Origin of the sequence: Cupriavidus necator, assembly GCF_040578825.1 — a bacterium.
Lineage (GTDB): Bacteria > Pseudomonadota > Gammaproteobacteria > Burkholderiales > Burkholderiaceae > Cupriavidus > Cupriavidus necator_E.
In genome coordinates this window covers 1-12262 of the sequence record NZ_JBEFLI010000117.1, presented here as the reverse complement: position 1 = coordinate 12262, position 12262 = coordinate 1, and the positions used below count along the sequence as shown (strand labels likewise).

13 protein-coding genes are annotated in these 12262 nt (G+C 66.8%); 10 read left to right on the top strand and 3 right to left on the bottom strand.

The annotated features are described in order from the left end of the window. Nucleotides 1-305 precede the first annotated feature (305 nt). Nucleotides 306-1082: an enoyl-CoA hydratase gene (locus tag AB1I47_RS32150; RefSeq protein ID WP_354687704.1), complete on the bottom strand. Its 777-nt coding sequence runs from the start codon at nucleotides 1080-1082 to the stop codon at nucleotides 306-308. 149 nt (nucleotides 1083-1231) lie between these two features. Between AB1I47_RS32150 and paaG the strand changes: the two genes are divergently transcribed. From paaG to paaK, 3 genes are read left to right on the top strand one after another with little or no spacing between them, the layout of a single operon-like run. Next, nucleotides 1232-2056, top strand: coding sequence for a 2-(1,2-epoxy-1,2-dihydrophenyl)acetyl-CoA isomerase PaaG (gene paaG, locus AB1I47_RS32145; RefSeq protein ID WP_354687703.1), 825 nt, complete (start codon nucleotides 1232-1234; stop codon nucleotides 2054-2056). 54 nt (nucleotides 2057-2110) lie between these two features. Beyond that, nucleotides 2111-2554 carry a hydroxyphenylacetyl-CoA thioesterase PaaI gene (paaI, locus tag AB1I47_RS32140; RefSeq protein WP_354687702.1) on the top strand — a complete coding sequence of 148 codons (444 nt, stop codon included), beginning with the start codon at nucleotides 2111-2113 and terminating at the stop codon, nucleotides 2552-2554. A gap of 49 nt (nucleotides 2555-2603) precedes the next feature. Next, the gene (gene paaK, locus AB1I47_RS32135; RefSeq protein ID WP_354687701.1) at nucleotides 2604-3908 is read left to right on the top strand and encodes a phenylacetate--CoA ligase PaaK; all 1305 of its coding nucleotides are present in this window, start codon (nucleotides 2604-2606) and stop codon (nucleotides 3906-3908) included. A 105-nt stretch (nucleotides 3909-4013) separates the two neighbouring features. Here the strand turns inward: paaK and mltA are convergent, their stop codons facing one another. Then, nucleotides 4014-5147 carry a murein transglycosylase A gene (gene mltA, locus AB1I47_RS32130; RefSeq protein WP_354687700.1) on the bottom strand — a complete coding sequence of 378 codons (1134 nt, stop codon included), beginning with the start codon at nucleotides 5145-5147 and terminating at the stop codon, nucleotides 4014-4016. A gap of 171 nt (nucleotides 5148-5318) precedes the next feature. Between mltA and AB1I47_RS32125 the strand changes: the two genes are divergently transcribed. Beyond that, entirely contained in the window at nucleotides 5319-5531 is a 213-nt protein-coding gene (locus tag AB1I47_RS32125; RefSeq protein WP_354687699.1) for a hypothetical protein, read from the top strand. A gap of 32 nt (nucleotides 5532-5563) precedes the next feature. Here AB1I47_RS32125 and apaG read toward each other — a convergent pair whose 3' ends face one another. Continuing rightward, on the bottom strand, nucleotides 5564-5938 hold the full coding sequence (gene apaG, locus AB1I47_RS32120) for a Co2+/Mg2+ efflux protein ApaG (RefSeq protein ID WP_012353991.1): 375 nt from the start codon (nucleotides 5936-5938) through the stop codon (nucleotides 5564-5566). Nucleotides 5939-6189: 251 nt separating this feature from the next. Between apaG and rpe the strand changes: the two genes are divergently transcribed. From rpe to trpC, 6 genes are all read left to right on the top strand, one after another. Further along, nucleotides 6190-6891 carry a ribulose-phosphate 3-epimerase gene (gene rpe / locus AB1I47_RS32115; RefSeq protein WP_354687698.1) on the top strand — a complete coding sequence of 234 codons (702 nt, stop codon included), beginning with the start codon at nucleotides 6190-6192 and terminating at the stop codon, nucleotides 6889-6891. After that, on the top strand, nucleotides 6888-7628 hold the full coding sequence (gene gph, locus AB1I47_RS32110; RefSeq protein WP_354687697.1) for a phosphoglycolate phosphatase: 741 nt from the start codon (nucleotides 6888-6890) through the stop codon (nucleotides 7626-7628). The genes rpe and gph overlap by 4 nt, the downstream gene beginning before the upstream one ends. A gap of 439 nt (nucleotides 7629-8067) precedes the next feature. After that, the gene (trpE, locus tag AB1I47_RS32105) at nucleotides 8068-9585 is read left to right on the top strand and encodes an anthranilate synthase component I (protein ID WP_354687696.1); all 1518 of its coding nucleotides are present in this window, start codon (nucleotides 8068-8070) and stop codon (nucleotides 9583-9585) included. A 20-nt stretch (nucleotides 9586-9605) separates the two neighbouring features. Further along, nucleotides 9606-10175 (top strand): aminodeoxychorismate/anthranilate synthase component II, encoded by a 570-nt coding sequence (locus AB1I47_RS32100; protein WP_354687695.1) that lies wholly within the window; start codon nucleotides 9606-9608, stop codon nucleotides 10173-10175. A 56-nt stretch (nucleotides 10176-10231) separates the two neighbouring features. Beyond that, a complete protein-coding gene (gene trpD / locus AB1I47_RS32095; RefSeq protein ID WP_354687705.1) occupies nucleotides 10232-11263 on the top strand; it encodes an anthranilate phosphoribosyltransferase in 1032 nt (343 codons plus the stop codon). Between the two features lie 26 nt (nucleotides 11264-11289). Further along, a complete protein-coding gene (gene trpC, locus AB1I47_RS32090) occupies nucleotides 11290-12093 on the top strand; it encodes an indole-3-glycerol phosphate synthase TrpC (protein WP_354687694.1) in 804 nt (267 codons plus the stop codon). The last annotated feature ends 169 nt before the right edge of the window (nucleotides 12094-12262 follow it).

Genomic DNA, 12262 nt, shown 5'->3' with positions numbered 1-12262 from the left:
TCGTTTCGTCAACCGTTTCAGCATCTTTTTTTGCTGCGGTCAGCGCTGCAAACTTCGCTGCGCCAACCGACCGGTCGACCCCGCAACCCTTGCTGCGCCTGCGTTGCAGCGCTGCGGTTCGTGTTGCGAGGGGGCGAATAATAGGCCGGTTCGACGTCCCCTGCAACAACTTTGTCACGCTGATCGGCTAAGGGTTCCCGAGATTTTTCATAAGCCCTTGAGCCGAAAAGAGAATCTCTTGCGTCACAGGCGCGGGAGTCGCTTAATACCCCCTCGCCCGCCTCGGGTATTCCCCTATCAAGTCCTCAGCGATGCTGGAAATTGGGGCTGCGCTTTTCGACGAAAGCGGTCATGCCTTCCTTCTGGTCTTCGCTGGCGAAGGTGGCATGGAACAACCGGCGCTCGAAACGCACGCCTTCGGCCAGCGTGGTCTCGTAGGCCGCGTTGACCGACTCCTTGATCATCAACACCACCGGCAGGGAGAAGCCGGCAATCGTTTCGGCCGCCGCCAATACTTCGTCCAGCAGCTTGTCGGCCGGCACCACGCGGGATACCAGGCCGGCGCGCTCGGCCTCGGCCGCGTCCATCATGCGCGAGGTCAGGCACAGGTCCATGGCCTTGGCCTTGGACACCGCGCGCGGCAGGCGCTGGGTGCCGCCGGCGCCAGGCATGGTGCCCAGCTTCACTTCCGGCTGACCGAACTTCGCCGAGTCAGCCGCGATGATGATGTCGCACATCATCGCCAGCTCACAGCCGCCGCCCAGCGCGTAGCCCGCGACGCCGGCGATGACCGGTTTGCGGATCTTGCGGATGGTTTCCCAGTTGCGGGTGATGTAATCGCCCTTGTACACATCCATAAAGGAGTACTTGGCCATCATGCCGATATCGGCGCCGGCGGCAAACGCGCGCTCGCTGCCAGTAATGACGATGGCGCCGATGCCCTCATCCTGGTCCAAAGCCGTCAGGGCGGTCCCAAGCTCGTCCATCAGCGCGTCGTTGAGCGCGTTCAGGGCCTTGGGGCGGTTCAGGGTGATCAGGCCAACACGGCCGCGCGTCTCGACCAGGATGTTTTCGTACGACATGTCTTCTCCTCTGTGCATAAGTGGGTCAATCTCTTATCCAGCGAGACGATACTCGCGCACGGCGTTTAGTGCTACCATTTGCCGACCGACTGGTCGGTTTATTTAAGCCGCAATCCGACCGCGAGAACACCAAAGGCAGGAGACAAGCTATGCCCCCGATGTCCACGCCCGCTGGCCAGCCGGTCAGCGTCGAGGCCGGCCCGATCTTGCTGCGATGGCAAGGCCCGGTGGCCGTGATCACACTGAACCGCCCCGACAAGCTCAACAGCTTTACCCGCGAGATGCACAAGGCGCTGCAACAGGCGCTCGACCATGTCGAAGCCGGCGGCGCACGCGCCCTGCTGCTGACCGGCGCCGGCCGCGGTTTCTGCGCCGGCCAGGATCTGGCCGACCTGGACTTCACGCCGGGCCACATGACAGACCTGGGCGAACTGATCGACACCTGGTTCAACCCGCTGATCCGCCGGCTACAGGCGCTGCCACTGCCGGTGGTAGCCGCCGTCAACGGCACCGCGGCGGGTGCCGGCGCCAACCTGGCGCTGGCGTGCGACATGGTGCTGGCCGCGCGCTCCGCCACCTTTATCCAGGCCTTCGTCAAGATCGGGCTGGTGCCCGATTCCGGCGGCACCTGGCTGCTGCCGCGCCGCATCGGCATGGCGCGCGCGCTGGGCCTGGCCATGACCGGCGACCGCCTTGCCGCCGAAGAAGCCGAAAAATGGGGCCTGATCTGGGAGGCGATGGACGATCCGCTGCTGCCAGAACAGGCACTGGCGCTGGCCACGCACCTCGCCGGCCAGCCGACCCGGGCGCTGGCCGCGATCAAGCGCGCCATGTACGGTAGCGGCACCGCCACGCTGGACACCCAGCTCGACCTGGAGCGCGACCTGCAGCGCGAGCTTGGCCAGTCCGCCGACTATGCCGAGGGCGTCAACGCCTTCCTCGAAAAACGCGCGCCGCGCTTCACCGGCAAGTAACTGCGGAGGGGCGAGACGGCGCCCTCCGCGCTCGTACCTATACAGGAGATACGCTTGAACCAGGACCCCCAGGCCCTCGCCGAAGCGGCCGCCGCCGCCATGTATGAAGCCGATACCTGCAGCCGCTGGCTGGGGATCACGGTAGAAGCCGTCCGCCCCGGCTACGCCCGCCTCACCATGCCGGTGCGCAAGGAATTCCTCAACGGGCACGGCATCTGCCACGGCGGCCTGATGTTCACGCTGGCCGATTCCACCTTCGCCTTCGCCTGCAACAGCCATAACATCAACACCGTGGCCGCCGGCTGCAGCATCGAATTCCTCAAACCCGTGCACGGCGGCGACATACTCACCGCCGAGGCCGTCGAGCAGGTCCGCTCCGGCCGGCATGGCATCTACGATATCCGCGTGACCAATGCCGCGGGCGACGTGGTGGCGATGTTCCGCGGCAAGTCGGCGCAGATCAAGGGACACGTGGTGCCGCCGCCGGACGGCGCCTGAGTCCGCCCGCAAGACAGCTACGACAAACGCCCCCCGTGCAGGAGACGACATGAGCACGCGCCTGACCGATCTGCCCCTGGATCCGATCGAGACCGCCAGCCGCGCCGAGCTGCAGGCCTTGCAGCTCGAACGGCTGCGGTGGTCGCTCAACCATGCCTATGCCAACTCGCCGGTGTACCGCCGCAAATTCGACGAAGCCGGCGTCCACCCCGACCAGCTACACTCGCTGGCCGACCTGGCGCGCTTCCCGTTCACCAGCAAGCAGGACCTGCGCGACAACTACCCGTTCGGCATGTTCGCGGTGCCGCAGGACCGGGTGGCGCGTATCCACGCCTCGTCCGGCACCACCGGCAAGCCGACCGTGGTCGGGTACACGCTGCAGGACATCGACAACTGGGCCACGGTGATGGCGCGCTCGATCCGCGCCTCAGGCGGGCGGCGTGGCGACAAGGTGCATATCAGCTACGGCTACGGCCTCTTCACCGGCGGGCTCGGCGCGCACTATGGCGTGGAAAAAGCGGGCCTGACCGCGATCCCGTTCGGCGGCGGCCAGACCGAGCGGCAGGTGCAGCTGATCCAGGACTTCAAGCCCGAGGTCATCATGGTGACGCCCAGCTATATGCTGGCGATCGCCGACGAGTTCGAGCGCCAGGGCATCGACCCGGCCAGCAGTTCGCTGCGCGTGGGCATCTTCGGCGCCGAGCCGTGGACGCCGGAGATGCGGCTGGCGATCGAGAAGCGCATGGGCATTTCGGCGGTCGATATCTACGGCCTGTCCGAGGTGATGGGCCCGGGCGTGGCCAACGAGTGCGCCGAGACCAAGGACGGCCCGACCATCTGGGAAGACCACTTCTACCCCGAGATCATCGACCCCGATACCGGCGCAGTGCTCCCGGACGGCGAGTTTGGCGAACTGGTATTCACCTCGCTGACGAAGGAGGCAATGCCGGTGGTGCGCTACCGCACCCGCGACCTGACCCGGCTGCTGCCCGGGACGGCGCGCCCGGCGTTCCGCCGCATGGAGAAGGTCACCGGCCGCACCGACGACATGATGATCGTGCGTGGCGTCAACGTATTCCCGTCGCAGATCGAGGAGCTGATCCTGAAGCACGCCGAGCTGGCGCCGCACTACCAGTGCGTGCTGACCAAGGAGGGCCACATGGATACGCTGACCGTGCGCGTCGAATGCGCCCACGGCAGCCAGCCGGCGCTGGCGCACGAGGCACGCGAGCGGCTGGCGCATGAGATCAAGGCCTATATCGGCGTCACAGCCGGCATCGAGGTGCTGCCCGAGGGTGGCGTGGAACGCTCGGTGGGCAAGGCGCGGCGGATTGTTGATCAGCGGCCGCGCTGAGGCGGGGCTATAGAAAAGCGTTCCTCACCAGCGCAGGCTGGACGCAAGCCGCCAGTCGCTGGTGAACGCGCCCCTCTCCCGCATGAGGGAGAGGGGCGCAAACCCTCAGCTACGCGGCATCAACACCCACATCCGCCCGCCCTGCTTCATCCGCCCCGCGGTCTCCCCGGCGGCATCGCCCGCGCCCCAGAAGAAGTCCGCCCGCACCCCGCCCTTGATGGCGCTGCCGGTGTCCTGCGCGAACATCAGGCGCTGGATCGGCTCGGTCGACAGCGGCCGCGTGGTCGACAGGAACACCGGCACCCCCAACGGGATGGTGGCCGGATCGACCGCGATCGAGCGCTCCGCCGTCAGTGGCACGCCCAGCGCGCCCACCGGGCCGTCGTTGTTGGGCGGCAGCTCGCGGAAGAAGACGAAGCGCGGGTTGACGTTCAGCATCTCCTCGACCCGAGCCGGATTGGCGCGCGCCCAGGCCTTGATGCCCTGCATGGTGGCCTGCGCCGAGGTGATCTCGCCGCGGTCGAGCAGCCATTTGCCGAACGAGCGGAACGGCTGGTCGTTGGTGCCGCCAAAGCCCACCCGCATCATGGTGCCGTCGGCCAGCCGGATCCGGCCCGAGCCCTGGATCTGCAGGAAGGCGGCCTCCACCGCGTCATCCACCCACACCAGCTCATTGCCGCGCATGGCCGGGTTCTGCAGCAGCTCGGCGCGGCCCGGCAGCGGGCGGTTGCCGAATTGCGCCGGCTTGCGGTACAGCGGCACCTGGAACTTGCCCTGGCGCGTGCGCGAGCCATGCAGGATGGGCTCGTAGTAGCCGGTGATCAGCCCGCTGTCGCTGCCGTCGCCGTTGACTACGCGGAACGGCTGGAAGTTGCTCTCGAAGTAGGCGCGCATGGCGCCGAGATCGCCGGCGTCCACCATCATCCCGGCGGCGCAGGCACGGCTCCATTCGGCGCGCTTCTTCAGCGCCTGGCAGCTCGCCTGCAGCGCGGGCCAGGCGGCGCGCACGTCATCCTGGGTCCAGCCGCCGATCTCGTTCCAGCTAGCCGCCTGCAGGCTGCCCTTCTGCGAGGCAGCAGACGGCGGCGTGGTGCCGGCCGGGCCGGTCTCGATGCGCGGCGGCGGGCCGCTCATGCAGCCGGCCAGCAACGCGGCGGCGCCGGCCAGCGCGAGCCAGGCCCGGGCGCCGGCGCGCGAGGAAGAAGCAGAAGAAATCAAAAGGGAATCCGCGTATGCCATCTTGCTTGTTGTTCAGTGTCCGCCGCCGGCACTAAGGCAGCGCTGCGCCGGCATGGATCGCCGGGCCGCTGCGGCGGATGGGCTCATGGGGCCGATCGGGCCGATTGGCCTACAATCACCAGTCATTGTCTACCGCCGCCTGCGCCCCCGCGGGCCCTCGCCGCATCCGCCATGAGCAAGTTCTTCGAAGCCCATCCCATGCTGCTGTTCGCCCTGGAAGCCGGCGTGGCGCTGTTCCTGCTGATCTTTATCGTGGTCTGGACCATGGGCACGGCCAAAAAGAACCCGCGTCCCACGCGCGCGCCGGACGATCATCCGTCCCGGCAGGCTTCGCCGGCACCCGAAGCGCCGGCGCAGGATCAGGACAGCGCGAAGCGCCAGTAGGTTCCCCCGGCTGCCGGACCCCCGCCGCGCGCTCAGTGCAGCATGCGCGGCAGCACCAGCGCGAATTCCGGGATCGGCACCTCGAACCGGTGCCCGTCCTCGGCCACGCAGAAGTACTCGCCCTTCATCGAGCCGACCGGCGTCGAGATCGTGGCCCAGCTCGTGTATTCGAAATGCTCGCCCGGCTTGAGCAGCGGCTGGTGGCCGACCACGCCAAGGCCGGCGACTTCCTGCGTGCCGTTGTCGCTGTCGGTGATGATCCAGTGGCGCGAAATCAGCTGCGCCGCCACCTCGCCGGTATTGTGGATGGTGATGGTGTAGGCGAAGGCATGGCGCCCGCGCTCAGGGTCTGACTGGTCCGGCAGGTACTGGGTGCGTACCGACACGGAGAAGGCGTACTCGCTCATCGTGGGCAGGGCCGGCGCCAGGCGGCCGGCAAGGGAATGGGTAGCCGCATTGTGCGGGATGGGCGCGGCCCGGGCAAGAGCACCGGCCAAAGCCCCCGCAAGGCCACGGGCCGGTGGGGGCGGCGGTAGAATATAGCCCTTTCACGCCCGGGCTGGCCGGGCGACCCCTAAGGCGCCCGCCCGTGGCGTCGCGCCTGGGGCAAGCACAGCATTCCCCACATCTGCCCGGACCCCACTTCCTCGCCGCCACCATGAGCACGCCCACCTTCCGCATCGCCCCGTCCATCCTGTCCGCCGACTTTGCCCGCCTGGGCGAGGAAGTGCGCCGCGTGACCGAGGCCGGCGCCGACTGGATCCACTTCGACGTGATGGACAACCATTACGTGCCCAACCTGACCGTGGGCCCGCTGGTGTGCGAGGCGATCCGCCCGCACGTGAGCGCGCCGATCGACGTGCACCTGATGGTGCGCCCGGTGGACCGGATCATCCCGGACTTTGCCAAGGCGGGCGCCAATATCATCACCTTCCACCCGGAAGCCAGCGAGCACGTGGACCGCTCGCTCGCGCTGATCCGCGACCACGGCTGCCAGGCCGGCCTGGTGTTCAACCCGGCCACGCCGCTGCACCACCTGGATCACGTGATGGACCGCCTGGACGTGATCCTGCTGATGTCGGTCAACCCGGGCTTCGGCGGCCAGTCGTTCATCCCCGAGACCCTCAACAAGCTGCGTGCGGTGCGCCAGCGCATCGATGCGTACACCGCCCGCACCGGCCGCACCATCCTGCTGGAAGTGGACGGCGGCGTGAAGGTCGACAACATCGCCGAGATCGCCGCGGCCGGCGCCGACACCTTCGTGGCGGGCTCCGCAGTCTTCGGCAAGCCGGATGCGGACGGCGGCTACCGCGGCATCATTTCCGGGCTGCGCGGCGAGCTGGCGAAGGTCGGCCAATGAGTGGCGCAACCCTGCGCCGCACTGACTGGCGCGGCATTGAAGGCGTGATCGTCGACCTGGACGGCACCATGGTCGATACCGCGGGCGACTTCCATGCGTCGATCAACGCCATGCTGCTGACGCTGGGCCGCCAGCATCCCCACCTGGGGCCGGTGGCGCCGATGTCGGAGCAGGAGATCGTCAGCTACGTCGGCAAGGGCTCGGAGAACCTGATCCGGCGCGTGCTGGACGCGCGCTTTGCGCCGCTGCACGCCAATGGCCTGTTCGCCGACGCCTACGCGCTGTACGACCGCGAGTACATCCGCATCAACGGCCAGTTTTCGCAGGTCTACCCGGGCGTGCGCGAAGGCCTGGCGGCGATGAAGGCGGCCGGGCTGCGGCTGGCCTGCGTGACCAACAAGCCCTACGGCTTCACCGAGCCGCTGCTGGCCAAGACCGGGCTGGCACAGTATTTCGAGCTGGTCTACGGCGGCGACGCCTTCGCGCTGCGCAAGCCGGATCCGTTCCCGCTGCTCAAGGTAGCCGAGGTATTCCGGCTCGATCCGGCGGCGATGGCGGCGCTGGGCGACTCGGAAAACGACGCCCGGGCGGCCCGCGCGGCCGGCATGGGGGTGCTGCTGGTGCCCTATGGTTACAACCATGGCAACCCTGTACAAGCCGTCGAGGCCGATGGTATAGTCGACTCCATTGCCCACGCCGCGGAGCTGTTTGCGGCACACCGGGCAGGTCATCGCTAAGGTCGACACAACCGCGTCGATAGCGACCGAAATCCCTGAACATTCAATGTTTCTGAACCGCAAACGCATCTCTTCTGGCAGTGATCGGCAGGCTTGGCCCTGGCGTCGCTGGCGCGCCTCCCAACAGGCGTAAAGTGCGTTCGCGAGTCTGCTGACGAGCCCTCGACCCGAGGGCCTCGCCACACCGGCCAAGGTACCTATCCGTGCCGGGCATTCCCACCAAAACCCGCCGCAAGCCAGCGTAGCCGCCATGTTCGTGTGCTACGTTTAGCTCAAGAACGCGCCGCACGCCCTACCCCGGCCGTGTGCAGTCTTGTCCGCAAGCCCCTTGCACCACGGCCCGCCGAACGGGGCGGGTATCCCTTCGCTCCAGCCTGATTGCCGATGACGCGGGCGCCGCGCCCACCTACCGCGCAGCGCGCCGCACAAGAGGACCGACATGACCGAACTGGAATTCAAATCGCTGGCCGACCAGGGCTACAACCGCATCCCGCTGATCGCGGAGGCCTTTGCCGACCTGGAAACGCCGCTGTCGCTGTACCTGAAGCTGGCCCAGTCGCAGACCCGCGGCGTCAATACCTTCCTGCTCGAATCGGTGGTCGGCGGCGAGCGCTTCGGCCGCTTCTCGTTTATCGGCCTGCATGCCCGCACGCTGCTGCGTGCCTTCGGCAACCGCACTGAGGTGGTGACCGACGGCAAGGTGGTGGAAACCCACGAAGGCAACCCGCTCGACTTTATCGCCGAGTTCGAGAAGCGCTTCAAGGTGGCGCTGCGCCCGGGACTGCCCCGCTTCTGCGGCGGCCTGGCCGGCTACTTCGGCTACGATGCGGTGCGCTATATCGAGAAGAAGCTCGCCGACACGCACAAGCCCGACGACCTGAACCTGCCCGATATCCAGCTGCTGCTGTGCGAGGAACTGGCGGTCATCGACAACCTGTCGGGCAAGCTCTACCTGATCGTCTACGCCGACCCGACCACGCCGGAAGCCTATTCCCGCGCCCGCCAGCGCCTGCGCGAGCTGCGCATGAAGCTGCGCCAGCCGGTGGACGTGCCGGTCACCAGCCCGTCGGTGCAGACCGAGGTCTACCGCGAATTCGCCAAGGCCGACTACCTGGCCGCCGTGCACAAGGCCAAGGAATACATCATGGCCGGCGACATGATGCAGGTGCAGATCGGCCAGCGGCTGGTCAAGCCTTACCGCGACGCGCCGCTGTCGCTGTACCGCGCGCTGCGTTCGCTGAACCCGTCGCCGTATATGTACTTCTACAACTTCGGCGACTTCCAGGTGGTCGGCGCCTCGCCGGAGATCCTGGTGCGGCAGGAGGAGCGCAAGGTCGGCACCAATGGCGACATGCGCAATGAACATATCGTCACCATCCGCCCGCTGGCCGGCACGCGCCCGCGCGGCAACACGCCGGAGAAGGACGCGCAGCTTGCCACCGAGCTGCTCAACGATCCCAAGGAAATCGCCGAGCATGTGATGCTGATCGACCTGGCGCGCAACGATATCGGCCGCATCGCCGAGACCGGCTCGGTCAAGGTCACCGACAAGATGGTGATCGAGAAATACTCGCACGTGCAGCATATCGTCAGCTCGGTCGAAGGCACGCTGCGCGAAGGCATCAGCAACCTCGATGTCCTGCGCGCGACCTTCCCGGCAGGCACGCTGTCGGGCGCGCCCAAGGTCCATGCGATGGAAATCATCGACGAGCTGGAGCCGCGCAAGCGCGGTATCTACGGCGGCGCGGTGGGCTACCTGTCGTTCGGCGGGGAGATGGACCTGGCGATCGCGATCCGCACCGGCATCGTCAAGGATGGCAACCTGTATGTGCAGGCCGCCGCCGGCATCGTCGCCGATTCGGACCCGGAAGCCGAATGGAGGGAAACCGAAGCCAAGGCGCGCGCCGTGATCCGCGCCGCCGAGCAGGTCCAGGATGGCCTGGACTCCGACATCTGAGAGAACAGGAGACAAGCGCCATGCTGCTGATGATCGACAACTACGATTCGTTCACCTACAACCTGGTCCAATACTTTGGCGAACTGGGCGTGGACGTGCGCACCTACCGCAACGACGAGATCACGATCGAGGAGATCGAGGCGCTCAAGCCGGACCATATCTGCGTGTCGCCCGGGCCGTGCAGCCCGAAGGAAGCCGGCATCTCGGTGGCCGCGCTGCAGCACTTCGCCGGCAAGGTCCCGATGCTGGGCGTGTGCCTGGGCCACCAGGCCATCGGCGAGGCCTTCGGCGGCAAGGTGATCCGCGCCAAGCAGGTGATGCACGGCAAGGTCAGCACCATCGAGACCACCCAGCAGGGCGTGTTCGCCGGGCTGCCCAAGCATTTCGACGTGACGCGCTATCATTCGCTGGCAATCGAGCGCGAGACCCTGCCCGATTGCCTGGAGATCACCGCCTGGACCCCTGACGGCGAGATCATGGGCGTGCGCCACAAGACGCTCGCCATCGAAGGCGTGCAGTTCCATCCCGAGTCGATCCTGTCCGAACACGGCCATGCGATGCTGGCCAACTTCGTCAAGGCGCCGCGATGAGACTGCTCGATACCGCGCCCGCTGCCCTCCATGCCCCTTCCGACACCGAGAACGCCATGTCCATCACGCCGCAAGAAGCCCTGACGCGCTGCATCGACCACCGCGAGATCTTCCATGACGAGATGCTGCACCTGATGCGGCAGATCATGCAGGCGCAGATCTCGCCGGTGATGGCCGCCGCGATCCTGACCGGCCTGCGCGTCAAGAAGGAAACCATCGGCGAGATCTCCGCCGCCGCGCAGGTGATGCGCGAGTTCGCCAACAAGGTGCCGGTGGCCGATCGCGAGAATTTCGTCGATATCGTCGGCACCGGTGGCGATGGCTCGCACACGTTCAATATCTCGACGGCATCGATGTTTGTCGCGGCCGCCGCGGGCGCGAAGATCGCCAAGCATGGCAACCGTGGCGTCAGTTCCAAGTCGGGCAGCGCCGATGTGCTGGAGGCGCTCGGCGCGAACATCATGCTGACGCCCGGGCAGGTCGGCCAGTGCATCGAGGAGACCGGCATCGGCTTTATGTTCGCGCCCACGCACCACCCGGCGATGAAGAACGTCGCGCCGATCCGCAAGGAAATGGGCGTGCGCACCATCTTCAATATCCTGGGCCCCCTGACAAACCCGGCCGACGCGCCCAATATCCTGATGGGCGTGTTCCATCCCGATCTCGTCGGCATCCAGGTGCGCGTGATGCAGCGGCTGGGCGCGAAGCATGCCATTGTCGTGTACGGCAAGGACGGGATGGACGAGGTCTCGCTGGGCGCCGCCACGCTGGTGGGCGAGCTGAAGGACGGCGAGGTGCGCGAGTATGAAATCCACCCCGAGGACTTCGGCCTGCAGATGATCTCCAACCGCGGCCTGAAGGTGGCCGATGCGGCCGAATCGAAAGAGATGCTGCTGGAGGCGCTGTCCGACGTGCCCGGCACACCGCGCGAGATCGTGTCGCTGAATGCCGGCACCGCGCTGTACGCCGCCAACGTGGCGGATTCGGTCGAGGACGGCATCCGCCGCGCGCGCGAGGCCATCGCCAGCGGCGCGGCGCGCCAGAAGCTCGACCAGTTCGTGCGCGCGACGCAGCAGTTCAAGGCCTGATCCTCAATTTTCTGGCGGAAAGCCTTATGTCCGACATCCTGCAAAAGATCCTGGCCGTCAAGGCCGACGAAGTCGCCGCCGCGCGCAAGAAGCGCGACCTGCCCAGCCTGCGCGCCGAGGCGGAGAGTTTGCGCAGCGAGGCAGACCTCGCCCCGCGCGGCTTCGAGCGCGCGCTGCGCGAGAAGATCGCCGCCGGCAACGCCGGCGTGATCGCCGAGGTCAAGAAGGCATCGCCGTCCAAGGGCGTGCTGCGCGAGCACTTCGTGCCGGAGGCGATCGCCGAGAGCTATGCCAGCCACGGCGCTGCGTGCCTGTCGGTGCTGACCGATGTGAACTTCTTCCAGGGGCATGCCGACTACCTGAAACGCGCGCGCGGCGCCTGCCCGTTGCCTTGCCTGCGCAAGGACTTCATGGTCGATCTGTACCAGGTCTATGAAGCGCGCACCTGGGGTGCCGACTGCATCCTGCTGATCGTGGCCGCCCTGGATCCTGGCCTGATGGCTGACCTGGAAGCCTGTGCGCTTGAGCTCGGCATGGATGTGCTGGTGGAAGTGCACGGTGACGATGAGCTCGATGCCGCCTTGCGGCTGAAGACGCCGCTGCTGGGTGTGAACAACCGCAACCTGCGTACCTTCGAGGTGTCGCTGGACAACACGCTGGACCTGCTGCCGCATATGCCGGCTGACAAGCTGGTGGTGACGGAGTCCGGCATCCTGGGGCCGGCCGATGTGCAGCGCATGCGCGATGCCAATGTGCATGCGTTCCTGGTGGGTGAGGCGTTTATGCGGGCGCCGGAGCCGGGGGTGGAGTTGGCGCGGCTGTTTGGCTGAGACAAAGGCCTTGCCAACGCGCTAAGCCCGCTGGCGGTTTGCTCCCCTTGTATGTTCTCGGAACGTTGTTCTGAAGACAATGCAGAGGGATAGCGACCGGCAGAGTCGTCAATGTAGGATTGCTTGTTTTTCGTGGTTGGTGCGCCAAACCTGAAACCCCTCAGAGTTC